The organism is Aeromonas sobria (genome assembly GCF_050266975.1).
GTDB lineage: Bacteria > Pseudomonadota > Gammaproteobacteria > Enterobacterales > Aeromonadaceae > Aeromonas > Aeromonas sobria_B.
Genome location: NZ_JBKISU010000038.1, coordinates 18,835 through 43,194 on the forward strand (window position 1 = coordinate 18,835; position 24,360 = coordinate 43,194).

General features: G+C 64.3%; 23 protein-coding genes. 10 read left to right on the forward strand and 13 right to left on the reverse strand.

Annotated elements, in window-relative coordinates; translation table 11 throughout:
- Positions 1–50: 50 nt before the first annotated feature.
- Both ACLHZ1_RS18165 and ACLHZ1_RS18170 read right to left on the reverse strand, forming a co-directional pair.
- Positions 51–1,475 (reverse strand): transglycosylase SLT domain-containing protein, encoded by a 1,425-nt coding sequence (locus ACLHZ1_RS18165; RefSeq protein WP_427263203.1) that lies wholly within the window; start codon positions 1,473–1,475, stop codon positions 51–53.
- A gap of 114 nt (positions 1,476–1,589) precedes the next feature.
- A complete protein-coding gene (locus tag ACLHZ1_RS18170) occupies positions 1,590–1,886 on the reverse strand; it encodes a DUF406 family protein (protein ID WP_427263204.1) in 297 nt (98 codons plus the stop codon).
- A gap of 297 nt (positions 1,887–2,183) precedes the next feature.
- On the opposite strand from ACLHZ1_RS18170, the gene ACLHZ1_RS18175 reads away from it, so the two are divergent.
- Positions 2,184–3,146 carry a LysR family transcriptional regulator gene (locus ACLHZ1_RS18175; protein WP_427263205.1) on the forward strand — a complete coding sequence of 321 codons (963 nt, stop codon included), beginning with the start codon at positions 2,184–2,186 and terminating at the stop codon, positions 3,144–3,146.
- A gap of 173 nt (positions 3,147–3,319) precedes the next feature.
- On the opposite strand, the gene ACLHZ1_RS18180 is transcribed toward ACLHZ1_RS18175, so the two are convergent.
- Positions 3,320–3,913, reverse strand: coding sequence for a YhgN family NAAT transporter (locus tag ACLHZ1_RS18180; RefSeq protein WP_427263206.1), 594 nt, complete (start codon positions 3,911–3,913; stop codon positions 3,320–3,322).
- 94 nt (positions 3,914–4,007) lie between these two features.
- On the reverse strand, positions 4,008–4,253 hold the full coding sequence (locus ACLHZ1_RS18185) for a YecH family metal-binding protein (RefSeq protein WP_427263207.1): 246 nt from the start codon (positions 4,251–4,253) through the stop codon (positions 4,008–4,010).
- A gap of 205 nt (positions 4,254–4,458) precedes the next feature.
- On the opposite strand from ACLHZ1_RS18185, the gene ACLHZ1_RS18190 reads away from it, so the two are divergent.
- The gene (locus tag ACLHZ1_RS18190) at positions 4,459–5,742 is read left to right on the forward strand and encodes a dicarboxylate/amino acid:cation symporter (protein WP_427263208.1); all 1,284 of its coding nucleotides are present in this window, start codon (positions 4,459–4,461) and stop codon (positions 5,740–5,742) included.
- A 64-nt stretch (positions 5,743–5,806) separates the two neighbouring features.
- On the opposite strand, the gene ACLHZ1_RS18195 is transcribed toward ACLHZ1_RS18190, so the two are convergent.
- Complete coding sequence (locus ACLHZ1_RS18195; RefSeq protein WP_427263209.1) at positions 5,807–6,121, reverse strand: DUF2007 domain-containing protein; 315 nt, start codon at positions 6,119–6,121, stop codon at positions 5,807–5,809.
- Positions 6,122–6,130: 9 nt separating this feature from the next.
- Positions 6,131–7,033, reverse strand: coding sequence for a LysR substrate-binding domain-containing protein (locus ACLHZ1_RS18200; protein ID WP_427263210.1), 903 nt, complete (start codon positions 7,031–7,033; stop codon positions 6,131–6,133).
- Positions 7,034–7,129: 96 nt separating this feature from the next.
- On the opposite strand from ACLHZ1_RS18200, the gene ACLHZ1_RS18205 reads away from it, so the two are divergent.
- Positions 7,130–8,194: an HlyD family secretion protein gene (locus ACLHZ1_RS18205; RefSeq protein ID WP_427263211.1), complete on the forward strand. Its 1,065-nt coding sequence runs from the start codon at positions 7,130–7,132 to the stop codon at positions 8,192–8,194.
- Complete coding sequence (locus tag ACLHZ1_RS18210) at positions 8,194–9,750, forward strand: DHA2 family efflux MFS transporter permease subunit (RefSeq protein WP_427263212.1); 1,557 nt, start codon at positions 8,194–8,196, stop codon at positions 9,748–9,750. The genes ACLHZ1_RS18205 and ACLHZ1_RS18210 overlap by 1 nt, the downstream gene beginning before the upstream one ends.
- A 34-nt stretch (positions 9,751–9,784) precedes the next feature.
- On the opposite strand, the gene ACLHZ1_RS18215 is transcribed toward ACLHZ1_RS18210, so the two are convergent.
- Positions 9,785–10,411, reverse strand: coding sequence for a lysoplasmalogenase (locus ACLHZ1_RS18215; RefSeq protein ID WP_408796336.1), 627 nt, complete (start codon positions 10,409–10,411; stop codon positions 9,785–9,787).
- Between the two features lie 194 nt (positions 10,412–10,605).
- On the opposite strand from ACLHZ1_RS18215, the gene ACLHZ1_RS18220 reads away from it, so the two are divergent.
- Positions 10,606–10,746, forward strand: coding sequence for a hypothetical protein (locus tag ACLHZ1_RS18220; RefSeq protein ID WP_427263221.1), 141 nt, complete (start codon positions 10,606–10,608; stop codon positions 10,744–10,746).
- Between the two features lie 138 nt (positions 10,747–10,884).
- On the opposite strand, the gene ACLHZ1_RS18225 is transcribed toward ACLHZ1_RS18220, so the two are convergent.
- The 6 genes from ACLHZ1_RS18225 to ACLHZ1_RS18250 all read right to left on the reverse strand — a co-directional run bounded on the left by ACLHZ1_RS18225 (position 10,885) and on the right by ACLHZ1_RS18250 (position 18,981).
- Positions 10,885–13,437 carry a TRAP transporter permease gene (locus ACLHZ1_RS18225; RefSeq protein WP_427263213.1) on the reverse strand — a complete coding sequence of 851 codons (2,553 nt, stop codon included), beginning with the start codon at positions 13,435–13,437 and terminating at the stop codon, positions 10,885–10,887.
- 112 nt (positions 13,438–13,549) lie between these two features.
- Complete coding sequence (locus ACLHZ1_RS18230; RefSeq protein WP_408775398.1) at positions 13,550–14,521, reverse strand: TAXI family TRAP transporter solute-binding subunit; 972 nt, start codon at positions 14,519–14,521, stop codon at positions 13,550–13,552.
- A gap of 408 nt (positions 14,522–14,929) precedes the next feature.
- Positions 14,930–17,080: a S9 family peptidase gene (locus ACLHZ1_RS18235; RefSeq protein WP_427263214.1), complete on the reverse strand. Its 2,151-nt coding sequence runs from the start codon at positions 17,078–17,080 to the stop codon at positions 14,930–14,932.
- Positions 17,081–17,291: 211 nt separating this feature from the next.
- Positions 17,292–17,735 (reverse strand): DUF411 domain-containing protein, encoded by a 444-nt coding sequence (locus ACLHZ1_RS18240; protein ID WP_427263215.1) that lies wholly within the window; start codon positions 17,733–17,735, stop codon positions 17,292–17,294.
- Positions 17,736–17,804: 69 nt separating this feature from the next.
- Positions 17,805–18,125: a hypothetical protein gene (locus ACLHZ1_RS18245; RefSeq protein ID WP_427263216.1), complete on the reverse strand. Its 321-nt coding sequence runs from the start codon at positions 18,123–18,125 to the stop codon at positions 17,805–17,807.
- A 133-nt stretch (positions 18,126–18,258) separates the two neighbouring features.
- Complete coding sequence (locus ACLHZ1_RS18250) at positions 18,259–18,981, reverse strand: SDR family oxidoreductase (RefSeq protein WP_408747811.1); 723 nt, start codon at positions 18,979–18,981, stop codon at positions 18,259–18,261.
- A gap of 132 nt (positions 18,982–19,113) precedes the next feature.
- On the opposite strand from ACLHZ1_RS18250, the gene ACLHZ1_RS18255 reads away from it, so the two are divergent.
- The 5 genes from ACLHZ1_RS18255 to ACLHZ1_RS18275 all read left to right on the forward strand — a co-directional run bounded on the left by ACLHZ1_RS18255 (position 19,114) and on the right by ACLHZ1_RS18275 (position 24,122).
- Positions 19,114–19,956 (forward strand): LysR family transcriptional regulator, encoded by an 843-nt coding sequence (locus ACLHZ1_RS18255; protein WP_427263217.1) that lies wholly within the window; start codon positions 19,114–19,116, stop codon positions 19,954–19,956.
- A 39-nt stretch (positions 19,957–19,995) separates the two neighbouring features.
- Complete coding sequence (locus ACLHZ1_RS18260; protein ID WP_408796348.1) at positions 19,996–20,592, forward strand: NAD(P)H-dependent oxidoreductase; 597 nt, start codon at positions 19,996–19,998, stop codon at positions 20,590–20,592.
- Entirely contained in the window at positions 20,592–22,448 is a 1,857-nt protein-coding gene (locus ACLHZ1_RS18265) for a monovalent cation:proton antiporter-2 (CPA2) family protein (protein WP_427263218.1), read from the forward strand. Before ACLHZ1_RS18260 ends, ACLHZ1_RS18265 begins: the two co-directional genes overlap by 1 nt.
- Positions 22,445–22,831: a SirB2 family protein gene (locus ACLHZ1_RS18270; protein ID WP_427263219.1), complete on the forward strand. Its 387-nt coding sequence runs from the start codon at positions 22,445–22,447 to the stop codon at positions 22,829–22,831. The genes ACLHZ1_RS18265 and ACLHZ1_RS18270 overlap by 4 nt, the downstream gene beginning before the upstream one ends.
- A 310-nt stretch (positions 22,832–23,141) precedes the next feature.
- Positions 23,142–24,122, forward strand: coding sequence for a helix-turn-helix transcriptional regulator (locus tag ACLHZ1_RS18275; RefSeq protein ID WP_408796352.1), 981 nt, complete (start codon positions 23,142–23,144; stop codon positions 24,120–24,122).
- Positions 24,123–24,360: the final 238 nt, after the last annotated feature.

Here is a 24,360-nt window from a genome sequence, read left to right on the forward strand (position 1 = left end):
GTTCCTGCTGCATCGGGATCAACCCGGGGCGCAGTGACGCCAGCGGCGGCTCAACGCCTGGCCGTGGTGGCCTCGATGGCGGCGGCCTTGCCCTCTATCTGGGGCAGGCTGAAGCGGTAGGCCACATAGTACTTGTAGATGGTACCCACATAGTTGATCGGCCCCTGGCCCACCTCCTTGGCCACCAGCTGCTCCACGTTGCCGAACCAGATGTCGGGATCCAGCCCCTGACCTGCGGCCTTCTCCCTCAGGCTCTGCAACCGGTTGGGCCCGGCGTTGTAGGCCGCCAGCGCCAGCAGGTGACGGTTGAGCACGTCGATCTTCGGATCCTGGAAGTAGGTGTCGAGCAGGAAGCGCAGATAGCGGCAGGCCGCCTCCACATTGCCCTCAAGGGACGCCAGCCTGGTGCCCCGTATCCCCACCTCGGCACCGGCCACCGGCCTGAGCTGCATCAGGCCAATCGCCCCGCCCGGGGAGCGGGCCGCCGGATCCAGCCCGGACTCCTTGTAGGCCAGGGCCGCCAGCATCAGCCAGTCCAGCTGATACTGGCGGGCATACTGCTCCAGCACGGTGCGGATCCGGGTCAGGCGGGCCAGCCGCTCGGTGGCGAGCAGGTTGCTCATGGGATCGACCTGGCTCAGCAGGCGGCGCAGCATGAGGTCGCTGTAGAGGCGGCGGCTGTCTGTCTGGGCCAGGTAGCGGTTGGCCGCGTCGAGCAAGCCTGTGCTGTATTTGGGCAGGGCCCAGGCACTCTTGCCGTTGTCCCGCAGGGGCACCAGCTTGTGCGCCTTGAGGCCGGGCAGCAGATCGAGCCAGATCCGTCCCTTGAAGCTGTCGGTCACCGTCAGCGGGATCAGGCCGGCGGACACCATCTCCAGCAGATCGCCATCCTGCAGGTATTCGGGCACGGTTTCGATGTAGACGGGGGGCAGGCCGAGCTCCCGCAGCAGGCGGTTGAGCTGGCCCAGACTCTCGCGGTAGCTGGAGCTCTCCCGCACCCAGATGCGGCGGCCGGAGAGTTGCGTGATGCGATTGAAGCCTGGCAGGCTGCTCTGACTCACCACCCACTCCTCGATGGGGGTGATCACCGGCTGGGTGAAGCTCACCTGCTCGCCCCTGGCCTGGGTCACGGTCAGGTTGGCCGCCACCAGATCGCCGCGCCCCTCGGCCAGATAGTCGAGCAGCTTGTCCTGGCGCACCGGCACATAGACCACCTTGAGCTTGATGGGATCCTTGGCCAGATAGGTCTGATTGAGCCAACCCTCGAACCCCCGCAGCTGATTGACCAGCACGCCGCGCTCCGACCCCTTGTCGAAGAAGAAGAAGCCGCGCTCATAGACCACCAGGGCCCTCAGCTCCTTGCGCTGCAATATGCTGTCGAGATCGCCGGGTTGGGGAAGCAGGTGCGGCTTGAGATCCGCACCCAGGAGAGGAGATACCCACAGGGCCAGCAGGGCCCAATACCATAACCGCATCGATCCGCCTTCTTGTCACCGGCTCGCACCGGCCGTCCGTGATGACTAACTATAGAACGTGACCGACGGCAGGCTGGTCGACTCGGCCCCCGGGAGGGCCTGGGTCAGGGCGTCTCAGAGCGAGCGGGAGCGCATCTCGAAGATCAGCTTCTCGGCGGTGCAGGTGAACTGCAGCCTCGCCTTGAGCTCGACCCCGTCCGCCCCCTGAGCCAGGCTGTGACTCAGCTCGACCTCGGCGCACACCTGGCGGGCGAGGGTCTCGTAGCCGGCCAGCTTGGCGAGGGCCGCCGCCTCGGTCGGCGCCGCTATCACCAGATCCAGCACATCATCGCCTTCGCCAATGATGGTGCCTATCTCGGCGAAACAGCCGCAGCTGTCGCAGGTCTCTTGCACTTTATCTTCTACCGACATGATGACACTCCTACTTCACATGGATGATTCATGGCCCAAGGCCAGCGGATGACAGTTGTAACAAAGGAGACGATGCCTCGACTTGGGCGAAATCAAGAGTGGCGCAATTAGGGCATGGGTACCATCAAAAAATACGGCGACCCAGGGTCGCCGTTGCAAGTTGGTGCTACTCGTCCCTCGACCGTCACCTCCTGTGACAGCCGGCACAAGGCCAGAGACGGCAGTCAGGATAGGAGCCTGGAGATATGAAAACAAATGGTATAAATTCATCTTAGAATTGAAGGAGATTCATAACCCATGTTTCTGGAACAGCTGGCCCGCACCGATCTCAACCTGCTCATCATATTGCAAGTGCTGCTGGAGGAGCGCAACGGCAGCCGGGCCGCCCGTCGCCTGCACCTGAGCCAGTCCGCGGTCAGCAAGGCCCTGGGTCGGCTGCGGGAGACCTTCGACGATCCCCTCTTCATCCGCTCCGCCTATGGCCTGGACCCCACTCCCCGCGCCCTGGCACTGCAGCAGCAGCTGCAGCCCGTCCTGCTCAGCCTCGACACCCTGCTGCAGCCCCCGGCCTTCAACCCGGAGAGTTCGGAGCGGGAGTTCGTCATCGCCAGCATGGACAGCGCCTTCACCCTGTTCGCCCCCCTCTACCTCAATGAGCTCAAGCGCCGCGCCCCCAGGATACGGCTGCGCTACGAGGAGTGGACCGAGCACAGCCTGGCCGAGATGGGTCAGGGCCAGGTGGATATCGCCATCACGGTGCGGGAGAACTGCCTCACCTCGGACTTTCGCCAGGACACGCTGCCGGGCACCATCTGCCAGCGGCTGCTCGCCATCGACAACCTCACCTGCCTGGTGCGCCAGGGCCACAGCGCCCTGACCGAGCCCAGCTGGGATCTGGCCCGCTACCTCGCCTATCCCCACGTGCAGACCTATTGCGAGGGGCGGGATCGCTGGATGCTGGATCACAAGCTGGCGGAGCAGGATCTGCAACGGCGCATCGAGGCGACCGTGCCCTCGTTCGAGGCGGCCCTGCGCATGAGCATGCACTCGGACATGATAGTGACCCTGTCACGGCTCTATGCCCGCCATGCCACCCAGGTCTACCCCCTGGTGCAGCTGGCGCTGCCCATCGCCCTGGACAGCATCTCCCACCTCCTGATCTGGCATCAGAGTCACGAGGCCGACCCCGGCCATCGCTGGCTGCGGGAGACCCTGCTCACCCTGATCCTCGACAAGCTCGACAAGCCGGAAGCGGCATAAAGATCGAACACGGCAGCCTGACCGTCGCTGGATAGCGGGAGACGCCGCTCATCCTCATGACCCTCGACAAGCTCGACAAACCGGAAGCGGCCGCCTGAATCGGGACAGGCCCGACAAGCAGGAGCCCGGCACTGGGCCGGGCTCCTTGTCGTCATCTCTGGTCGGCATGGGACTCAGCCCGTCACCTGCAGGTAGTGATGCACCCCATCGAGCAGCATCTGCACCGAGATCATCACCAGCAGCATCCCCATCAGCCGCTCCACCGCCGTGAGTCCTCGCTCACCCAGCAGCTTGTTGAACACCTCGTAGAACATCAGGATGACGGCGCTCGCCCCCCAGGCCATCAAGAGCGCCAGCGACCAGTCCGTCATGCGTGCCGGCGCCTGGTTGGCCAGCAGCAGCAGGGAGGCCAGGATGGAGGGACCCGCGATCATGGGGATGGCCATGGGCACCAGGAAGGGCTCCTCCCCCGCGGCCAGGCCGGTCACGCCGCCGGGCCCGGGGAAGATCATCTTGATGGCGATGAGGAAGAGGATGATGCCGCCGGCGATGCTCACCGCCTCCTGACGCAGGTTGAGGAAGCTCAGGATCTGCTGACCGGCAAACAGGAAGCCCATCATGATGGCCAGGGAGAACAAGAGCTCGCGCATCATCACCTTGCGCCGGCGCTTGGGGTCTATGTGGCGCAGGATCGACAGAAACACCGGCAGATTGCCGAGGGGATCCATGATGAGAAACAGCATGACGGCAGCGGAGAAGGTATCCATGGCACTTCCGGGACGTGAGGAAAAAGAGGAGGGAATATAGCAAAGGGGAGAGGCCGCGGCGAGCCCGCGGCCTCTCCCCTCGACGAGGGCCGTCTCAGCCGTGGTGGCAGATCCTGTCGGCCCGGGTCTGGAACCCCTGCTCATCCTCGACGAACTTGCCCCGGGCGCGCAGCAGGGCGATCAGCCCGTCGGCATCCAGACCGCTGGCACTGCAGGTGTGGTAGCGGGCCTGGGCGCCAAAACGCGCCGCCATCGCCGACTTGAGGCTCTCCTCGCTGAACTGGCCTCCCTTGGCCAGCATCATCTCCATCACCTCATGACCATGAATCGAGTCGGACATCTCTCACCTCTGAATGAATATATCGGATGCCCATTACAGCCGGGCTCGTGCTGCCACTCCTTGATGTACGCCAAGAAAAGCCCAATTAATGATCCGCCAGGCTGGCCCCGCCGCCGACTTTGTCGATAATGTGGCAACCGGACGAGGGGATCGCTACACTGGCGCCCTTTTCGCCACCACGACTGAAGATAAGGACATTGGCGTCATGCTGCTCCATGGACGGGCCTGCAAGCCCTGGCGGATCTGGACCCGTCGCCCCCTCTGGCTCAAGACCCTGATCGGCATGCTGCTCGGCATCGGCCTCGGCATGGGGTGGAGTGAGCAGGCACTGCTGATCAAACCCGTCGGCACCCTGTTCGTCAACACCATACAGATGCTGATGGTGCCCCTCATCTTCTGCTCCATCATCGCCGGGCTGACCGGCCTGCTGCGGGGCAGGGTCCTGGACCGGATCGGCCTCAGGGCCATCGGCTACTACCTCTGCTCCACCGCCCTGGCCATCTGCATCGGCCTGATGATGGGCTGGCTGCTCGAGCCCGGGGTCGGCGCCGACATGGGCCCCTACCAGAGACCCGAGACGCTCCAGGAGCTGACCCTGGCCACGGCGCTGGCCCAACTGGTGCCACGCAACCCCATTCAGGCCATCGTCGATGGCAAGATACTCCAGGTGATCGTGTTCGCGGTGGCCCTGGCCCTGGCACTCAATGCCAGCGGTCGCCGTGGCCGGCCGGCCATCCGCGCCTTTACCTCCCTGGCCGACGGCATGTTCACCCTGACCCAGATGGTGATGTCCCTCGCCCCTTACGGGGTCTGCGCCCTGATGGCCTGGATGACGGGCCGCTATGGCGCCGCCATCATGCTGCCCCTGCTCAAGGTGATCGGCGCCGTCTACCTCGGCTGCCTGCTGCATTTGCTCGGCGTCTACAGCGGCCTGTTGCTGCTGCTGGCTCGCCTCAACCCCCTGCACTACTTCAAGAGCATTCTGGATGCCCAGGCGGTGGCCTTCACCAGCAGCTCGAGCGAGGTCACCCTGCCCGTCAGCCAGAGCTGTGCCGAACACCGACTGGGGGTGTCCCCCCCCATCGCCGCCAAGGTGCTGCCCATCGGTGCCACCATCAACATGGACGGCACCGCCCTCTATCAGGGGGTCACGGCCCTGTTCGTGGCCCAGGCCTTCGGGGTGGAGCTGCACCTGTTCGACTATCTGACCATCATCAGCATCGTCACCCTGGCCAGCATAGGAACCGCCGGCACCCCGGGCACAGGCCTGATGCTGCTGACCCTGACCCTGACGGCGGTGGGACTGCCCCTGGAGGGGGTGGCCCTCATCGCCGGCATAGACCGCATCCTCGACATGGCCCGCACCACGGTCAACGTCTCCGGAGATCTGCTGGTCTCGGTGCTGATCGGCCGGCGCGAGGGCGAGCTGGATCTGGCCATCTATCAGGATCCCAGGGCGGGAGAGGAGATAGACTTCAGCGCCCGCTGATCCCGCTCGCGCCCTCGGTGCTCACGGCAGCCAGGCCTGATGGCCACGCCTCCGGCGAGGGCGCTCACTCGTCGTGGGGGTCATGGTGGCAGCGCCAGCAGATCTCGAAGTTGGCCTCGTTCTCCTCGCCACACTGGCCGCAGAGCCAGCCGTTGCCCTGACGCTGCTGGTAACGCTCGATCACCCGCCCGGCCCGGTTGCGATCCTGCTCACGCACCATCAGGGTCACCTGCAACAGGTCGATCGGCAGCTCGCCGATGGCGCCCCCCAATCCCTCGCCGCTCAGCCGGACCGGGATCCCTTCCACCTCCAGCGCCCCCTTGAGAGCGTGCGCCTCCAGGGTGTGGGAGGCGCGATACAGATTGAACCAGTTATCCATCTTGCTCCTTCATAGCAACGTGTCGATGCCGAACTCTTCCCCATGCTGCACCATGAAATCGATAAAGGCACGCAGCTTGCGCGGCATCAGTCGCCGCTCCGGAAACAGCAGGTAGAGAGACACCCTGGGCTGACGCCACTCGGGCAACAGGCTGACCAGGGTTCCCGCCGCCAACTCGTCGTGACAGAGCATGGCGGGCAGGGAGGCCAGCCCCAGCCCCGCCTTGGCCGCCTCTCTGGCACAGGTGATATTGTTGACCACAAAGCGCGAGGGCGGATCCACCAGCACCTCCTCCTCGCCGCGCTCGAAGCGCCATTGGTGGGCGAGAAAGCCGCTGCTGACCAGGATCCGCTCATGGTTCGCCAGATCCATGGGCCCCTCGATGGGGTCCTGGCCGGCCAGGTAATCGGGGCTGGCGCAGAGGATCCGCTCCGTGCTCCACAGACGGCGGGCCGCCAGGTTGGAGTCCAGCATGTCGCCGACCCGCACCACGGCATCCAGCCCCTCGCTGATGGGGTCCACCACCCGGTTGGTCAAGTCCAGCTCCACCCTGAGGGCGGGATAGGCTTGCAGGAAGCGCGCTATCATGCGGGCGATCACCAGCTGCCCCGTCTCGATGGGCACCGCCAGCTTGAGCAGGCCGGTCACCTCCTGCTGGCTGGCGCTGAGCATCAGCTCGGCCTCGGCCAGCTCATTGACCGCCTTGCTGCAGCGCAGATAGTAGGCCTCCCCCTCCTCGGTCAGGGTCAGCTGCCGGGTGGAGCGATAGAGCAGCCGCACCCCTAGCCGCTGCTCCAGCTCGGCGATGCGGCGACTGACGGTCGCCTTGGTCATGCCCAGCTCCCGGGCGGCTGCGGTGAAGGATCCCTTGTCGACGATCCGCACCAGGATGAGTGCCGCGTTCAAGTCCATTGTTGCACCAGTGAAACTGTATTTCTCATGAAACGATACTAATCGAAACAGTGACCCGATGTTAGCCTGTTCACCTTCAGTTCAGGAATCCACATCATGAGTCAACAAAAGAAGATCCCCCTGCTGGCCGCCCTGATCTTGCTGGTGCTGGCCCTGCTGTTCGCCGCCTACTGGTATGGTTATGGCCGCCACTTCGAGCGCACCGACAACGCCTACCTGCAGAGCGAAGTGACCGGCATCGCCACCAAGCTGCCCGGCTACATAGGCGAGGTGCTGGTGACCGACAACCAGACCGTCAAGGCGGGCCAGCTGATCGCCCGCATCGACGATCGGGAGTACCGCACCCGGCTGGCCGAGGCCCAGGCCAACCTGGCCCTGAGCCGGGCCGAGGCCACCAACCTGGAGGCGACCCGGGTCCAGCAGCTGAGTCTGATCCGCCAGGCCGAAGCCAAGGTGAAAGAGGCGAGCGCCGACGTGATGCGCGCCCGGCAGCAGGTCAGCCGAATTGGCAGACTCAACACCGCCCACTACAGCTCCCAGGACAGCCTGGACGAGGTGAAGGCCAATCTGCAGGTCAGCCAGGCCAAGCAGCAGGATGCCGAGGCCGGCCTGCAATCGGCCCGGGATCACCTGGCCGTGATCATCTCGGAGCGTCAGCAGAAGCAGGCCCAGATCGACCTGAGCCAGGCCCAGCTGGCCCAGGCCAGGCTCAATCTCGGGTACACCGAGCTGCGGGCGCCGGCCGACGGCGTCATCGGCAGGCGCAGCCTGCGGGAAGGGCTCTATGTCCAGTCCGGCATGCAGGTGGCCAGCCTGGTGCCCCTGGACGGGGTCTGGGTCGAGGCCAACTTCAAGGAGACCCAGCTGGCCCATATGATGCCGGGCCAGCGGGTGGAGCTGGTGCTCGATGCCTACCCGGACCAGCCGATCGAGGGGGTGATCGACAGCCTGGCCCCGGCCACCGGCGCCAAGTTCGCCCTGTTGCCGCCGGAGAACGCCACCGGCAATTTCACCAAGATAGTGCAGCGGGTGCCGGTCAAGATCCGCATCCCGGCGCCGGGCGCCCTGGCGGGCAAGCTCAGACCCGGTCTCTCCACCGAGGTGATAGTGGACACCCGTACCGGCGGGGGCGACCCTGAGCCCAGACTGGCGGCCAACTGATGGAAGTCATACCGCGTCGCAACTGGATCGCCGTCATGGGGGGGCTCATCGGCGCCTTCATGGCCATCCTCGACATCCAGATCACCAATGCCTCCCTGAAGGACATTCAGGGGGCCCTGTCGGCCACCCTGAGCGAGAGCTCCTGGATCTCCACCTCCTACCTGGTGGCGGAGATGATCGCCATCCCCCTGAGCGGCTGGCTCAGCCGGGGCCTGAGCGTGCGCCGCTACCTGCTGTGGACCACGGGGGCCTTCATCGTCTCCTCCGTGCTCTGCTCGTTCAGCTGGAACCTGACCAGCATGATAGTGTTTCGCGCCATGCAGGGCTTCACCGGCGGCGCCCTCATCCCCATGGCCTTCTCCCTCATCATCAGCCTGCTGCCCCTGCACAAGCGGGCCACCGGCATGGCGCTGTTCGGTCTGTGCGCCACCTTCGCCCCCGCCATAGGACCGACGCTCGGCGGCTGGCTCACCGAACAGCTCTCCTGGCACTACATCTTCTACCTGAACGTGCCGCCCGGTTTACTGGTGATGGCCATGCTGGCCCATGGTCTGGACAGGAAGCCGGTGGACTGGGCCATCATGCGCCAGGTGGATCTGGTGGGCATAGTCACCATGGCGGTAGGGCTGGGACTGCTGGAGGTGGTGCTGGAAGAGGGCAACAGGGAGGACTGGTTCGGCTCCAGCTTCATCGTGCGGCTCACCCTCATCTCTGTGGTGGCCCTGGTGTTCTTCGTCATCAGCCAGCTGCTCAAGCGCCACCCCCTGGTCAACCTGAGGCTGCTTCACAACCCGCGCTTCGCCCTGGCCTGCTTCGCCTACCTGGTGCTCGGCATGGCCTTGATGGGCTCCATCTATGTGCTGCCCCTCTACATGACCCAGATCCACAACTACAACGCCCTCGAGATAGGGGAGGTGCTGATGTGGATGGGGCTGCCCCAGCTGCTGGTGCTGCCCCTGGTGCCCAGACTGGTCACCAGGATAGACCCCCGCTACCTGGTGAGCTTCGGCTTTCTCATCTTCGGGGTGAGCTGCTTCATGAACGTCAACATGAGCGCCGACTACGCCGGCCCCCAGCTGATCCAGTCCCTGATAGTGCGGGCACTGGGGCAACCCTTCGTCATGGTGCCCCTCTCCCTGATCGCCACCGCCAGCCTGACCCAGGAGGAGATCCCCTCCTCCTCCACCCTGCTCAACGTGCTGCGCAACCTGGGGGGCGCCTTCGGCATCGCCATCATCGCCACCCTGCTCGACAACGATACCCGCATCCATGCCAGCCAGATCGCCAGCACCCTGGCGGCCAGCAGCATAGAGGGGCAGGCCTATCTGCTGAACCTGACCCACAGCATGCTGGCCCGGGGCAGTGACCCCGCCCTCGCCAGACAGCAGGCCAACGCCGTGCTGAGCGGCACCATACAGAGGGATGCCGCCATCATGGCCTACAACCAGGTATTCTACGTGATGGGGATCTTCTTGCTGGTCGCCAGCGCCCTGGTGCTGTTCCTCCGATCCCCCGCCCCCCAGGCGGCAGACGCGGCACCACTGGAAGCCCATTGACCCTGAAGGGGCCAGCGGGCCCCTTCAGGCGCATCTAGCTCGCCAGGGAGGCGGCGATCAGAAACTGCGCCGCGAAGTAGCTGCTCATCACCCAGGCGGTGGCATGGGGGAAGGGGCGACGGAAGCGGTTGATGGCCAGCAAGGCATCGGAGCAGAGAAACAGGAGGGCCCCCACCAGGGCGGCGGCGCTGCCGGCGGTGAGGGAGGCGCGCCAGGCCGCCGCAGCGACCCAGACCAGACCTATCATCATCAGGGTGTAACAGAGCAGGGGCCAGCGCATCGACCCCAGGTGCGGGCGCAACACCCCGAAGTAGACACCGGCCACCAGGATCAGCAGCAGGCCATCCACCAGATTGAGCACCAGGGGCCCCTGGGCCAGGCCGACGATGTAGCAGAGGTGCGCGACAAGAAATGCCGCCAGCCCTTGCAGGAATCGGTCGACCGGCAGCATCAGCATGATGTCCCCCAGCAGGGAGAGGCAGAGGCCGAGCAGGATCCAGGCATGGGATCCGTTGTGGTCGTCGCCGTGATAGCCGAACGCCAGGGCCACGATCAGCAGCATGGTCAGGGGCTTGCTCAGGTAAAACTGGCGGGGATCCGCGCCGTAAGCGGCCTTGATATGCCACCAGGCGGACGCGATGATCATCACACTCAACCACATGCCGGATACCCCTTCCCCGTGAAGACAATGGCCCGGCGATACTCAGGCCCAGCGCCGCGCTAGGGTAGCAAATTCCCCTCCTCAGGGGCAGAGGGCGAGACGCGAATGAGCAGGATAAGCCTAAAGTCTAATTGTCATCCCCACTCCCCATGGGGCATAAGGGGGCTTCTGGAGGAACACCCATGGAAGAGCCAATGAAAAACTACCTGCCCGCCATCGACATCATGATGTGCCACCTCGGCATCAGCTTCGAGCAAGCCTGTGAGCAGCTCGGCCTGAGCCTGAGCGAACAACAGACCCTGAGTGCGATACAGCACCAGGAGTTGCAGGACTGAGCCCTGCTGCCCGGGTCCTGCCGGGACACGCATTCGACGAGGCGCCTGCGGGCGCCTTCTCTTTGCCCGCCTCCCCCCAAGGCGGCGCAACAAAAAACGGCGCCGAAGCGCCGTTGTCATGACCGTTGTGCAACCTGCTCAGAGCGCCTGTTGCCGTCTGCGCTGCAGCAGCACGATCAGGCCGAACAGCAGGAAGCCAGGCAGCCACATCAGCTCCTTGCGCCAGCCGTCGGTCGGGGCTCTCACCGCGACTATCTGCTGATCAAACTGCAGGTTGGCATCCGCCGCCGGGCTGCCGAACGCCACGTTGTCGATCAGCGTCTTGCCATCCTGCTCGTACAGGGTCAGCCCCAGGGCCTCCAGGCGCTCCTCGCCGGTGGCACCCTGAGGCACCGCCAGCAGCAGGCTGTACTCCCTGTGCTTGCCCACCGCATCTTCCCCGGCCACCCGCAGGCGCAGGGTGCTTTCGGCTTCCACCTCACCCAGCGTCTGGGCCAGCTGGGCCGGCGGCGTATCGCGATAGGGGTTGTGCACCATGTCCATCCAGAAACCGGGGCGGAACAGGGTGAAGGCCACCAGCAGCAGGGCCAGGCTCTCGTACCAGCGGCTCTTCACCAGGAAGAAGCCCTGGGTCGCCGCCGCGAAGATCAGCATGGCGATGGTCGCCACCACGAAGATCAGCACCCCGTGGGCGAAGTCCACATCGATCAGCAGCAGATCAGTGTTGAAGATGAACAGGAAGGGCAGTGCCGCGGTACGCAGGCTGTAGTAGAACGCCGTGATCCCGGTCTTGATGGGATCGCCCTTGGAGACGGCCGCCGCCGCGAACGACGCCAGCCCCACCGGCGGGGTCACGTCCGCCATGATGCCGAAGTAGAACACGAACAGGTGGACGGCGATGAGGGGCACGATCAGGCCGTTCTGCTGGCCCAGGGTCACCACCACGGGGGCCAGCAGGCTGGAGACCACTATGTAGTTGGCGGTGGTCGGCAGCCCCATGCCGAGGATCAGGCTCAGCAGGGCGGTCAGCATCAGCATCAGCAGCAGGTTGCCCATGGAGAGCACCTCCACCAGATCCGCCAGCACCAGGCCCACCCCGGTCTGGGAGACGGCGCCCACTATGATGCCGGCGGTGGCGGTGGCGATGCCGATGCCGATCATGTTGCGGGCACCGGCGATCAGCCCCTCCCTCAGGTCCACCACGCCGTCGCTGAAGGCGCCGTAGTCATGCTTGCCATCGGTGCGCAGCCAGTTGAGCAGCGGCCGCTGGGTGAGCAGTATCACCACCAGCATGACGGTGCCCCAGAAGGCGGACAGCCCGGGGGAGAGGCGCTCTATCATCAGGCACCACACCAGCACCACCACCGGCAGCAGGAAGTGCAGACCGGAGAGCAGCACAGAGCGGGTCTTGGGCAGCTCGGTCAGCGGCTTGTCCGGATCTTCCGCCGGCAGCGGCTCGTTGCTGGCGGCGATCTTGAGCAGACCCACATAGACCAGTACCAGCAGCAGGCCAATCCCCTCCAGGGCGTAGTCACCCAGGGCGGGCTTGAGCCAGCCAAGGCCATAGTAGACCGCGAGCGACAAGCCGCTGATGAGGAAGGCGCCGAAGGCAAAGCCGGTCAGACGACGCAGCCAGGGCCTGGGCTCATGGCCACCGATGGGCTGCATGCCGAGCTTCAGCGCCTCCAGGTGGACTATGTAGAGCAGGGCTATGTAGGAGATGGCCGCCGGCAGGAAGGCGTGCTTGATGATCTCCACATAGGGGATGCCCACGTACTCCACCATCAGGAAGGCCGCGGCCCCCATCACGGGAGGCATGATCTGGCCGTTGACCGAGGAGGCCACCTCGACCGCCCCCGCCTTCTCCGAACTGAAGCCGACCTTCTTCATCATGGGGATGGTGAAGGTACCCGTGGTGACCACGTTGGCGATGGAGGATCCTGAGATGAGGCCGGTCAGGCCGGAGGCCACCACGGCCGCCTTGGCGGGACCGCCGCGCAGGTGACCCAGCATGCTGAAGGCGAGCTGGATGAAGTAGTGACCGGCACCGGCCCGCTCCAGCAGGGCGCCGAACAGCACGAACAGGAACACGAAACTGGTGGAGACCCCGAGGGCGATGCCAAACACCCCTTCGGTGGTGATCCACTGATGGTTGGCCAGGGCGGTGAAGCTGACCCCGCGATGGGCCAGCAGACCCGGCATCCAGGGACCGGCCAGGCTGTATATCAGGAAGACCAGGGCGATCACGGCCAGGGCCGGGCCCAGGGCGCGGCGGGCGGCTTCCAGCAGCAGCGGAATGCCGATGCAGGCGGTGACCAGGTCGGCGGTGGTGAGGTTGCCGGGGCGCTGGGCCAGGTCCTGATACATGACGAACAGGTAGGAGGCGGCGCAGGCGGCGATCAGGCCGAGGACGATGTCGGCGACCGGCACCCTGTCCCTGGGAGAGCGGCGAAAGGCCGGAAACACCAGATACGCCAGCAGCAGGGCGAAGGTGAGGTGAATGGCCCGGGTCTCGGTGTCATTGAGGACGCCAAAACCGACCAGAAACGGCAGGGGGGAGGCAATCCACAGCTGGAACAGCGACCAGCCGAGGGCCAGTACCGTGATGATCCAGCCCATGGCGCCGACGGGCAGGCGAGCCCCCACGTCCTGTGCGATGAGTTCTTCTGTCGAGAGTGCTTTGTCTTGCATAGGGTGAACTTTTGCCAAGGGTTACAACAAGAACAACACTCGCCAGCCCGCTGGGAGACCAGGCGCTGACGAGTGTCGAGATACCGCTAACGTGACCCGGCAGGGTCCCTGATTACAGCCAGCCGCGCTCTTTATAGTAGCGGGCCGCGCCTTCGTGCAGCGGGGCGGAGAGACCGACCTTGATCATGTCGGCTTCTTTCAGATCCGCGAAGGCCGGGTGCAGACGCTTGAAGCGATCCAGGTTGTCGAACACCGACTTCACCAGCTGGTAGACCACTTCCGGATCGGCCTTGGCACTGGTGGAGAGTACGGCCTTGCCACCGATGGACGGGGTCGGCTGGTCGTTGCCCTTGTAGAGACCACCGGGGATCTCGGCCTTGGTGTAGTAGCTCTTCTCGGCCAGCAGCTTGTCGATCTCTGCGCCGGTCACGGGGACCAGCACGGCGTCCGTGGTGGTGGTCGCTTCCTGGATGGCACCGTTCGGGTGGCCGACGAAGTAGCTCATGGCGTCGATGTTGTTGTCACCGAGGGCGGACGCCTGCTCGGCCGGTTTCAGTTCGGAGACCAGGCTGAACGCCGACTTGTCCCAGCCCTTGACCGCCATGATCTCTTCCATGGTGTCGCGCTGGCCCGAGCCCGGGTTGCCGATGTTGACGCGCTTGCCTTTCAGATCGTCGAAGCCGGCGATCTTGGCATCGCGGCGAGCCAGTATGGTGAACACCTCGCTCTGCAGGGAGAAGACGGCACGGATATCCTCCATGGCACCCTCGGCCTGGAAGGGGGGCAGACCTTTCATCGCCTTGAACTGATGGTCGGACTGCATGATGCCGAAGTTGAACTCACCGCTGCGGATACCGTTGACGTTGGCGACGCCGCCACCGCTGGCCGGCGCGTTGCACTTGATCTGGTGATCGGCGGAACCCCGGTTGAGGAAGCGGCAGATTGACTGACCCGCGACATAGTAAACGCCGGTCTGACCACCGGTACCGATCGTCACGAAACGCTCTTGCGCCTGCACGGCCCCACCGAAGGAGGTAGCAGCCAGCACGGCAGACATGGCGCACGCCAAGGATAATCCTTTCATGTTTTCCATCCTTTTTTCATTGGTTTTTACATCACCCGACTCCCGGGTGAAATCAAAGGAGCGGCCCTCAGCACCAGGCTGGTCCGTCTCGACCCCGATATGGAAATGGTGCCCACCAGAGGTGGCGGCACCAAGGTTGTCACTCGTCCTGCGACCAGACGCCAGCATCCTGCCGACCGAAGAAGATTTACCTGATTTATCAAGCAAATCAAAAATAACGCACTCTGATTTTAACCACACACCGTCAACATAAATCAAACAGCAGTGCAAAAACGCCTATAGAAATAGCGTAATTTATGACAGGCGTCATCCTATTCTCTCCCTCACTGGGGAAACCGGGATTCTCATGAGTCATAAACATTAACAAATGGCGCGGCCCGATCCGATCGGGCCGCGACTGACTGTCATTCAGCCCTGCCCGACCGTCTCCGGTTGGGCCAGTTGCAGCACGAAGGCAAACTCCAGGGCGATATCCTCATAGGCCTTGAAGCGACCGGATTTTCCGCCATGGCCCGCCTCCATGTCGGTGTGGAGCAGCAGCTCGTTGTCATCCGTCTTCAGCTCCCGCAGCTTGGCGACCCACTTGGCCGGCTCCCAATACTGCACCTGGGAGTCGTGCAGACCCGTGGTCACCAGCAGGTTGGGGTAAGCCTGGGCCTTGACCTGGTCATAGGGGCTGTAGCCGAGCATGTAGTCGTAATAGACCTTCTTGTTCGGGTTGCCCCACTCGTCATATTCCCCGGTGGTGAGAGGGATGGATTCGTCCAGCATGGTGGTCACCACGTCGACGAAGGGCACCTGGGCCACCACGCCGCGATAGAGCTCGGGGGCCTTATTGATGACGGCCCCCATCAGCAGGCCGCCGGCGCTGCCACCCATGGCATAGACCTGATCCCGGGCGCCATAGCCTTGGGCCACCAGGGCCTGGGTCACGTCGATGAAGTCATGGAAGCTGTTCTGCTTGCGCAGCAGCTTGCCATCCTCGTACCACTGGCGACCCAGCTCCTCGCCGCCGCGCACATGGGCGATGGCATAGACGAAGCCGCGATCAAGCAGGGAGAGGCGTGCCGAGCTGAAGTCTGGATCCATGCTGGCACCATAGGAGCCATAGCCGTAGACCAGCAGCGGCGCCTTGCCCGCCTTGAACAGATCCTGGCGATAGACCAGGGAGACGGGCACCTTGACCCCGTCCCTGGCCTCGACCCAGAGCCGCTCGCTCTTGTAGCGCTCCGCCTTGAAGCCCGCCACCGCCTGTTGCTTGAGCAGGGTACGCTTGCCGCTGGCCATGTTCAGCTCGAAGGTGGAGGTGGGCGTGGTCATGGAGCTGTAGCCGTAGCGCAACAGCTCGGTATCCGGCTCCGGGTTGTAGGCCAGGCCGGTGACATAGGCGGGGTCGTCGAAGGCGATCTCTTTCTGCTCGCCGCTCTGCCAGTTGATCTGCCGCAGCCGGGTCAGCCCCTGGCTGCGCTCCTCCACCACCAGCCACTGCTTGAACAGGGCATAGCCTTCCAGCAGCACGTCGGCCTGGGGCGCCACCACCGGCTGCCAGCGATCGACCGGGCTCTCCTTGGTCTCGTAGAGGCCGAAGTTCTTGCCATCCTTGTTGGAGCGCACATAGAAGCGACCCCGGTAGTGATCCAGGCTGTATTCGTGATCCGGCTGGCGCTTGAGGAACAGCCGCGGCGCCTGTCCGGGATTGGCGGCATCGATGAGCCAGGCCTCGTCCGAGGTGGTGCTGGAGAGGGAGATGACGATGAAATCTTCCGAGGTGGTCTCGCCGATGCCGACGTAGAAGGTGTCATCCTTCTCCTCATAGACCAGCTGATCCTTGGCGGGATCCGTGCCGAGCACATGGCGGTAGACCTGGTAGGGCAGCAGGGTTTGCGGGTGCTTGCGCACGTAGAACAGGGTCTTGTTGTCCGCGGCCCAGACGATGTTGCCCGAGGTGTTCTCCAGGGTGTCGGCGGCCCACTGGCCGCTCTGCAAGTCCAGGAACTGTACCCGGTACTGGCGCCGGGAGAGGTAATCCTCCGCCACCGCCAGCCAGCGGTTGTCCCGGCTCACCTCCAGGGCGCCCAGCTCGTAGAAATCATGCCCCTCGGCGCGCTGGTTGCCGTCGAGCAGGGTCTGCACCTGCTCGCCCGCCACCGCCTGGCGGGTGTGGATGCCGTACTCCTTGCCCGGCTCGAAGCGGGTCTGGTAGCGATAGCCGTTCTTGACGTAGGGGACGGAGGCATCCTGCTGGGGAATGCGCGCCACCATCTCCTGGTAGAGTCGGGCCCGCAGCGGGGCGCTCGGGGCGAGCCGGGCCGCCGTGTAGGCATTCTCGGCCTCGAGATAGGCCAGCACCTCGGGGTTCTTGCGTTCGTCGTCCCGCAGCCAGTAATAGTTGTCGACCCGGGTATCCCCATGCTTCTTCAGGCTCTTGGGATGCTTGGCCGCCTTGGGCGGCTGGGGGGCGCTATCTGTCATCGGCATGGGGGACTCATCATTGGCGTGGGAAGCCGCGCCTGCGCCGAGCGCAGCCAGCAGCAGGAGGCAGCGGGAAAAGCTGAACATGTCGCATCCTTGGCGATTTAAGGGGTTATCCGGGGAACTGTCGCCCCCTTGATCGGTCAACAATCTGCCCCTTGTCACGCCAGGTTGCAAGGGGCGGCCATGAAAAAGGCCGCTCTCTGACGAGAACGGCCCTGATCGGGAGCCCGGATGAGGCAAGATTCACTCAGGTGTGCCTCACATGGGGGAAATCCTCACCCGGTCTCCCCCGGGATCAGCCCGGGTGGCTGGCCCAGACCACGGTCTGACCCGCCTCGTCTATGGCCAGTACCTGGTAGGCTTGACCCGGGATATCCATGCCGGGGGCGCTCTGGGGCATGCCCGGGACCGTCAGCCCGCGGATGGCCGGTTTCTGCTCCAGCATGCGCCGCACGTCGGCGGCGGGCACGTGGCCCTCCACCACATACCCTTCCACCAGGGCGGTATGGCAGGAGGCCAGTTGCGCTGTCACGCCATGCTGCACCTTGATGGGGTCGAGCCGCTCGGTGTTGACCACCTTGAGCTCGAAGCCATTGTCCTGCATGTGCTTGACCCACTGCTCGCAGCAGCCGCAATACTGGGATTTGTAAACCGTCATCGGCTCGGCGGCCAGGGCGGACAGGCTGGTGCCCGCCACCATCAGCGCCAGCCAGAGGGCTGGGATCGTCTCTCTGGACATTGGGACCTCGTCTGATGTTGTGTCGATTCGAACTGGAAACCCGGGACCCCGGCAGGGGTCAGGATCACATCAGAGCGCGCGAGGCGGTCGCTCGAGTCGCTCCAGCGGCGGCTGGGGCACATAGAGGGAGGGGGAGAGAAAGTCGGGGACGGCCGGGGCCAACGCGGCCAGGATCAGGCTGTCGCTGCTCACCAGGCTCATGGCCAGCACGGTCGTGAAGCTGCCGCAGGGCATGGCTTTTCCCAGGCTGCGCTCGGACTCGCTGCAATGGGGGGTCAGGGTACAGAGATCCGCGGCGGCCCGGCTGCCAAACGACATCAGCACCAGCAGCAGACCCCAGAGGGGCAGCCAGCGGCGGGCATGGTCGAATTGGCGAGGGGTCAGCAACATGGGCGGCTCTGAGGCAGAAGATGGTTCATGCTAACCCGCCCCCCCGGGGTCAGGTCAAGGGCGCCGACGGGGCAACCCTTGATCGGGATCAGGCCGCAGGCAAGTTGGCGCCGCGGCCCTTGCCGCCAGGGTGTCAGGGCTGCTGGCGAGTGGCGGCCAGCACTATCTCGCGCACGCAGACGCTGGCCGGCTGCCGCCAGGCGTAGAGCGCGGCCTCGGCGATCACCTCGGGAGCGATGACGCCACCCATGCTCTCCTTCCAGCCGTGGTAACCGGCCTTGATCTCCTCGTCCGTGGTGTGGCTGAGCAGCTCCGTCTCCACCGCACCCGGCGCTATGGTCACCATGCGTACCCCCAGATCGGCCACCTCTTCCCGGATGTTCTCGGTCAGGGCATGGACCGCGAACTTGGTGGCACAGTAGGCGGCGTGATTGGGGAAGGTCTTGCGTCCGGCGATGGAGCTGATGTTGATGATGGTGCCGCTGCGCCGTGCCTTCATCCCGGCCAGCACGGCATGGACGCCATTGAGCACCCCCATCACGTTGATGTTGAGCATCTGCTGCCACTGGGCCGGATCCTGGCTGTCGGCCTGACCGAGCAGCATGACACCGGCATTGTTCACCAGGCAGCCGACCGGGCCGAACCTGGCCTCTGCCTGCTCGATGGCGGCCTTGAATGCGGCAGTATCCGTCACATCGAGTGACAGGCAGAGGCTCTCTGGCAGGGCCAGGGCCTCCATGGGGGCGACCCGGCGCGCCAGCAGCAGCAGGGGGTGGCCGGCGGCCGAGAAGGCGCGGGCGATGGCGGCACCGATGCCGGAGGAGGCGCCGGTCACGACGACGAGGGGCTTGGACATGGACTCTTCCTTATGTTTCAGATGAGATGAAAGGGCTGGTCAGCGCTGAGTCCATTCACTATAGTCGCGCCATCCATCGGCGAAAAATATAGATTTCCGCTGACCATCATCCGAAATACCTATGGCAACCCCATGCTCGACCTGAGACTGCTGCGTTTTTTCATCGCCATCTACGAACAGAAGAACATCACGGCCGCCGCCCAGTGCTGCCACGTCAGCCAACCCTCTCTCTCCGCCGGCCTGCGCCAGCTGGAGGAGAGCCTGGGGGACAGCCTGTTCCTGCGCGGCAAGCGAGGGGTGGAGGCCCTGCCCCCCGCCCACTACCTCTATCCCCATGCGGTGAAGCTGGTGGAGGAGGCGCGCCGCCTGCCGGAGCTGTTTCGCCAGAAGGCAAGCCTGGCCCGGCTCAACCTCGCCGTGATGCCGGACTTGAGCAAGCGGCGCCTCGCCGACCTGCTGCGCCGCATCCAGGGCCACCTCCCCTCCCTGGATCTCACCCTGTCCGACCATGAGACCCCGGCCGACGCCCGGCTGACCCTGGACGTACTGCGGCGGGAAGACGAGATCTTCCTGCCCCTGTGGGAGGAGGACTATGTCCTGTGCGTGCCCGCCGATCACCCCTTCGCCCGGCGCGATCGGGTCGAGCTTCAGGAACTGCAGGATCAGGATTTCATCGAGTGCCCGCCCTGTGAGGCACACCAGCAGACCCTGGGCCTGCTCGCCTGCGATCGGCTCACCCTCAATCTGGTGGCCAGGGCCCAGAGCAAGGGGCTGGTGCTGGCCCTGGTGCTGGCGGGGACCGGCATCAGTTTTCTGCCAGACGGCCTGATCGAAGAGGAACCCGCCTTGCGCTGCGTGCCCCTGCACGGGCCACGGATGTTTCGCCGCATCGGACTCTGCTACCCGGCCCGCCAGACCCTGAGCCCGGCCCTGGCCGCCCTGATCCCCGCACTGGCCGGGATGCCGGCTTCTTGATAAGTTTCCACCCAACTCCATGCCCCAGGTCATGACCCTATGAAACGCATTCTGGTGATCTTCTCTCACCCCGCCCTGCAACGCTCCAAGGCCAATCGCGAGCTGCTGCTGGCCATCTCGAACCTGGAGGGGGTCCGGGTCCACGACCTCTACCAGCACTATCCCGACCTGTTGATCGACGTGAAGCGCGAACAGGCCCTGCTCGCCGAGCATGACATCATCGTCTTCCAGCATCCCCTCTACTGGTACTCCTGCCCCGCCATAATGAAGGAGTGGCTGGACCTGGTGCTGGAGTACGGTTACGCCTATGGCCCAGAGGCCAATGGCCTGGCGGGCAAGCAGTGGCTCTCCGCCATCACCACGGGAGGCGCCCCCGAATCCTACTGCGAGGCGGGTTACAACAGCAGCCCGCTGCTCGATTTCCTGCGTCCCTTCAGCCAGACGGCGCGGTTGTGCGGCATGCACTGGCTGCCCCCCTTCGTGCTCCACTCCTTCCACAAGCTCAAGGATCCCGAGGCGCTGCGCCGCTGCGGTCAGGACTACCGCCAGCTGCTGCTGGCCCTGCGCGACGAGCGCCTCAGCCCGGCCCAGCTGGCCGGAGTCGACTACCTGCGCGATCTGCTGGAGGCCATCTGATGGGACACGGCATACTGTTTGACGCCTTCATCTACCTTTCCGCCGCCGTCATCGCCGTGCCCCTGGCCAAACGCTGGGGGCTGGGATCCGTGCTCGGCTATCTGCTGGCGGGCATAGTGATAGGGCCCTTCCTGCTCGGCCTGGTGGGGGAGCGGCAAGACGTGATGCACTTCGCCGAATTCGGTGTGGTGCTGATGCTGTTCCTGGTGGGTCTGGAGCTCAAGCCCGCCCTGCTCTGGCAGCTCAAGGGCCCCATACTGGGGACCGGGGGTCTGCAGGTCATGCTGTCGACCGCCGCCCTGGCGGGGGTCGCCGTCCTCGTCGGCCTGCCCTGGCAGCAGGGGGTGGCCATCGGCCTCATCCTGGCGCTCTCCTCCACCGCCATCGTGCTGCAGAGCCTGCAGGAGCGTAAGCAGATGCAGAGCGAAAGCGGTCGCTCCGCCTTCGCCGTGCTCCTGTTCCAGGATATCGCCGTCATCCCCATACTGGCGCTGCTGCCCCTGCTCGCCATGGCACCGATCACCCAGAGCGATGAGAGCGGGCTGACCGGCTGGCAGCACGGCCTGCTGGTGGCCGCCGCCATCGCCGGCATAGTGTTTGGCGGCCGCTACCTGATGCGCCCCGTGTTTCGCGCCATCGCCCAGTCCCACATGCGGGAGATCTTCGTGGCCGCCGCCCTGCTGCTGGTGATCGGCATCGCCGTCCTGATGGAGTCGGTGGGGCTCTCCCCCGCCCTCGGCTCCTTCCTGGCCGGGGTGGTGCTGGCCGACAGCGAGTATCGCCACGAGCTGGAGGCGGACATTGATCCCTTCAAGGGCCTGCTGCTGGGCCTCTTCTTCATGTCGGTCGGTGCCGGCATCAACTTCGGTCTGTTTGCCGAACACCCCATACTGATCCCGACCCTGGTGATAGGATTGATGGCCCTCAAGTGGCTGGTGTTGATGGTGATAGGGCTGCTGCTGCGGGTCTCGCCGAGCCAGCGCTGGACCTTCTCCCTCGCCCTGGCCCAGGGAGGGGAGTTTGCCTTCGTGCTCTTCTCCTTCGCCAGCCAGAACCGGGTGCTCCCCCAGGAGATGATCGCCCTGCTGACCCTGGTGGTGGCGCTCTCAATGGCGCTGACGCCTCTGCTGCTGATCCTCAACGACAGGGTGATCCAGCCCTGGTTCGACTATCGCAGCCAGCCGGATACCCCAGATCACGAGCAGCCCCAGGCCCTGGACAATCCGGTGATCATTGCCGGTTTCGGTCGCTTCGGTCAGATAGTGGGCCGCCTGCTGCACGGCCACGGCATAGGCACCACCATACTGGAGCAGGATGCCAGCCAGATAGAGACGCTGCGCAAGTTCGGTTATCAGGTGTTCTATGGGGACGCGAGCCGGCTCGACCTGCTGCACGCCGCCGGTGCCCACAAGGCCAGGCTGCTGGTACTCTCCATCAATGATCCCGTCACCTCCCTCGCCGTCATCGAGATGGTGAAGAAACACTTCCCGCACCTTAAGATACTGGCACGGGCCCAGGACAGACCCCATGCCCACAATATCTTGCGCACCGGGGTCGACAGTGTGTTCCGCGAGACCCTGGGCTCGGCGGTGGATCTGGGGGTGGAAGCCCTCACCAACCTGGGCTTTCGGGCCAATCAGGCCTGGCGTGCCGGGCAGATGTTCAAGCGTCATGACAACCGGTTGCTGCGCGAGCAGATTAATTACCTGGATGACGAACACACTTATATCAACAAGAGCCTGCAGTACCGGGACATTCTCTCCGACCTGCTGCGAGACGATCAGCTCGGGCCGGAGCATGCCCATGCTCACAACTGGAATAGCGGCCTCCCCAACCAAGACAAGGAAGCAAGATGATTGCCTATTACCCCCTGCTCAAACATCTCCACATGACCCTAGCCATCATCAGCATACTGCTGTTCATCTACCGCTGGGCCCTCGCCATCAACGAGCATCCCCTGCTGCAGCGGCGCTGGCTCAAGATCCTGCCCCATGTCAACGACACCCTGCTGCTGCTGGCCGGGATCCTGCTGGCGGTCACCCTGCAGATGAGCCCGGGAGCCCAGCCCTGGCTGATGGCCAAGATCATCGCCCTGGTGATCTACATAGGCCTGGGAGCCATGGCCCTCAAACGCCCCGACCGCAAGCAGAAGGTGATCGCCGGGATCGCCGCCCTGCTGGTGTTCAACTACATCATGGGCGTCGCCATCAGCAAGTCCCCCTGGGCCTGGTTCGCCTGACCACAAGGGGGGCCTGGCCCCCCTTCATCCTGACAGCACGCCCGTCTTCCCCCCTCCCAGCGCTCGACATCGCGCCTCCTGCCGCCCTCCTTGTTTCGAAAACAGCCGTGACCTTCGCCGGATCAGAGGCGAACGCGCATTAATTTTCACGGCTTATCACGCGGTAAATCACTATTAAATCAATATAAATCAGACTCTTAACTGGAGCTGTATGAAAATGGCGACACTTGTCGCAGCAAAACTTGCGACATAGACTGTCGCAACTGGTGTCTAGGATACACTCAACACTCATCCAGTGAAGGCAAGCACCATGAGCAAGAAGCTGTTACGACAACTGACCTTGGCGCGTTGCATCCCGCACCGCCCCTATAAACTGACCGCCAGCCAACTGCAGGTTAAGTTGGAAGAAGAAGGCATACATGTCAGTCTGCGGACCGTGCAACGGGACCTGGAAGAGATGTCCGGCATGGGCCTGTTCGATCTCACCTCGGACGAACGCAGCAAGCCCCACGGCTGGTGTTTTGAGCGCCATGGCCTCAACGACTTTGCCAACATCATGCCGCTCTCCCTCGCGGTCGCCCTCAAGACCTGGAGCGATCAGGCCAGCCAGCTGCTGCCGGCGAGCGTACTGACCGAACTCAATCCCCTGGTGGACAAGGCCAGCCAGGTGATCCGCGACAGCCAGAGCGAACTGGCCGAACGCTGGCTCGAGAGCGTGCACCAATCCCCGCGCCCCTTCGCCGGCAACCCGGAGATCCGCCGCAGCACCCTGATCCGCGATGCCCTGTGGCGTGGCCGCAAGTTCAGCGCAGAGATCCAGCGTGTCATCAAAGAGCGCACCGTGTGGCTCTGCTACGACCGCATCAATCCCCTCGGCATCCTGAACCAGGCCGATGGCCCGACCCTGCTCTGTACCCTGTCCGAGCTGGATCCCAAGGTGTACGGCATACCATTCGACCACATCAAGGACGTGGAGCTGACCAACTTCAGCGCCACCCAGCCAAAGGACTTCAACATCCAGCGGCTGATCCGCGAGCAATCCTACCAGGGTGTCAGCGGTCCCATCCGCTTCGTCGGACGCATGGATGCCAACAGCGCCACCTTGGCCGATGGCCAGATCCCCGGGCACAACCCACGCATGACCCGCTACGACAAGCGCAGCGTGGTGGTGGAAACCGAAGTGCAGGACACGCCGGAGTTCCGTAACTGGCTCAATAACATGGAAGGCAACCTGGAAGTGCTGGCGCCGGAGTCTCTGCGCAAGGCCTATCCGACCACCCGAGCCAACTGAGGGTAGGGCAGTGAATGTTCCAATGCCTGCCCTGACACATCATTACCTGCTGGCAAATCAGCCAGACCATCATCTCACCCCGGCAGGCACGCTTGCCGGGGTGCGTCATCGCTAGCTGTGATCTCTCTGTAGGTTGTTCACTCGGGGCATTCCCGCAGAATTGGAGGCGCCAACCAAACCAATCATCCGAGGTGCCCGAGTGAACAACCATAAAAATGCCCGATTAACCCTCTTTGGT

What these genes read in the sequence shown, in the direction of transcription:
- ACLHZ1_RS18165 (WP_427263203.1), bottom strand. Translation starts at nt 1,475, where the DNA reads ATGCGGTTATGGTATTGGGCCCTGCTGGCCCTGTGGGTATCTCCTCTC.
- ACLHZ1_RS18170 (WP_427263204.1), bottom strand. Translation starts at nt 1,886, where the DNA reads ATGTCGGTAGAAGATAAAGTGCAAGAGACCTGCGACAGCTGCGGCTGT.
- ACLHZ1_RS18175 (WP_427263205.1), top strand. Translation starts at nt 2,184, where the DNA reads ATGTTTCTGGAACAGCTGGCCCGCACCGATCTCAACCTGCTCATCATA.
- ACLHZ1_RS18180 (WP_427263206.1), bottom strand. Translation starts at nt 3,913, where the DNA reads ATGGATACCTTCTCCGCTGCCGTCATGCTGTTTCTCATCATGGATCCC.
- ACLHZ1_RS18185 (WP_427263207.1), bottom strand. Translation starts at nt 4,253, where the DNA reads ATGTCCGACTCGATTCATGGTCATGAGGTGATGGAGATGATGCTGGCC.
- ACLHZ1_RS18190 (WP_427263208.1), top strand. Translation starts at nt 4,459, where the DNA reads ATGCTGCTCCATGGACGGGCCTGCAAGCCCTGGCGGATCTGGACCCGT.
- ACLHZ1_RS18195 (WP_427263209.1), bottom strand. Translation starts at nt 6,121, where the DNA reads ATGGATAACTGGTTCAATCTGTATCGCGCCTCCCACACCCTGGAGGCG.
- ACLHZ1_RS18200 (WP_427263210.1), bottom strand. Translation starts at nt 7,033, where the DNA reads ATGGACTTGAACGCGGCACTCATCCTGGTGCGGATCGTCGACAAGGGA.
- ACLHZ1_RS18205 (WP_427263211.1), top strand. Translation starts at nt 7,130, where the DNA reads ATGAGTCAACAAAAGAAGATCCCCCTGCTGGCCGCCCTGATCTTGCTG.
- ACLHZ1_RS18210 (WP_427263212.1), top strand. Translation starts at nt 8,194, where the DNA reads ATGGAAGTCATACCGCGTCGCAACTGGATCGCCGTCATGGGGGGGCTC.
- ACLHZ1_RS18215 (WP_408796336.1), bottom strand. Translation starts at nt 10,411, where the DNA reads ATGTGGTTGAGTGTGATGATCATCGCGTCCGCCTGGTGGCATATCAAG.
- ACLHZ1_RS18220 (WP_427263221.1), top strand. Translation starts at nt 10,606, where the DNA reads ATGAAAAACTACCTGCCCGCCATCGACATCATGATGTGCCACCTCGGC.
- ACLHZ1_RS18225 (WP_427263213.1), bottom strand. Translation starts at nt 13,437, where the DNA reads ATGCAAGACAAAGCACTCTCGACAGAAGAACTCATCGCACAGGACGTG.
- ACLHZ1_RS18230 (WP_408775398.1), bottom strand. Translation starts at nt 14,521, where the DNA reads ATGAAAGGATTATCCTTGGCGTGCGCCATGTCTGCCGTGCTGGCTGCT.
- ACLHZ1_RS18235 (WP_427263214.1), bottom strand. Translation starts at nt 17,080, where the DNA reads ATGTTCAGCTTTTCCCGCTGCCTCCTGCTGCTGGCTGCGCTCGGCGCA.
- ACLHZ1_RS18240 (WP_427263215.1), bottom strand. Translation starts at nt 17,735, where the DNA reads ATGTCCAGAGAGACGATCCCAGCCCTCTGGCTGGCGCTGATGGTGGCG.
- ACLHZ1_RS18245 (WP_427263216.1), bottom strand. Translation starts at nt 18,125, where the DNA reads ATGTTGCTGACCCCTCGCCAATTCGACCATGCCCGCCGCTGGCTGCCC.
- ACLHZ1_RS18250 (WP_408747811.1), bottom strand. Translation starts at nt 18,981, where the DNA reads ATGTCCAAGCCCCTCGTCGTCGTGACCGGCGCCTCCTCCGGCATCGGT.
- ACLHZ1_RS18255 (WP_427263217.1), top strand. Translation starts at nt 19,114, where the DNA reads ATGCTCGACCTGAGACTGCTGCGTTTTTTCATCGCCATCTACGAACAG.
- ACLHZ1_RS18260 (WP_408796348.1), top strand. Translation starts at nt 19,996, where the DNA reads ATGAAACGCATTCTGGTGATCTTCTCTCACCCCGCCCTGCAACGCTCC.
- ACLHZ1_RS18265 (WP_427263218.1), top strand. Translation starts at nt 20,592, where the DNA reads ATGGGACACGGCATACTGTTTGACGCCTTCATCTACCTTTCCGCCGCC.
- ACLHZ1_RS18270 (WP_427263219.1), top strand. Translation starts at nt 22,445, where the DNA reads ATGATTGCCTATTACCCCCTGCTCAAACATCTCCACATGACCCTAGCC.
- ACLHZ1_RS18275 (WP_408796352.1), top strand. Translation starts at nt 23,142, where the DNA reads ATGAGCAAGAAGCTGTTACGACAACTGACCTTGGCGCGTTGCATCCCG.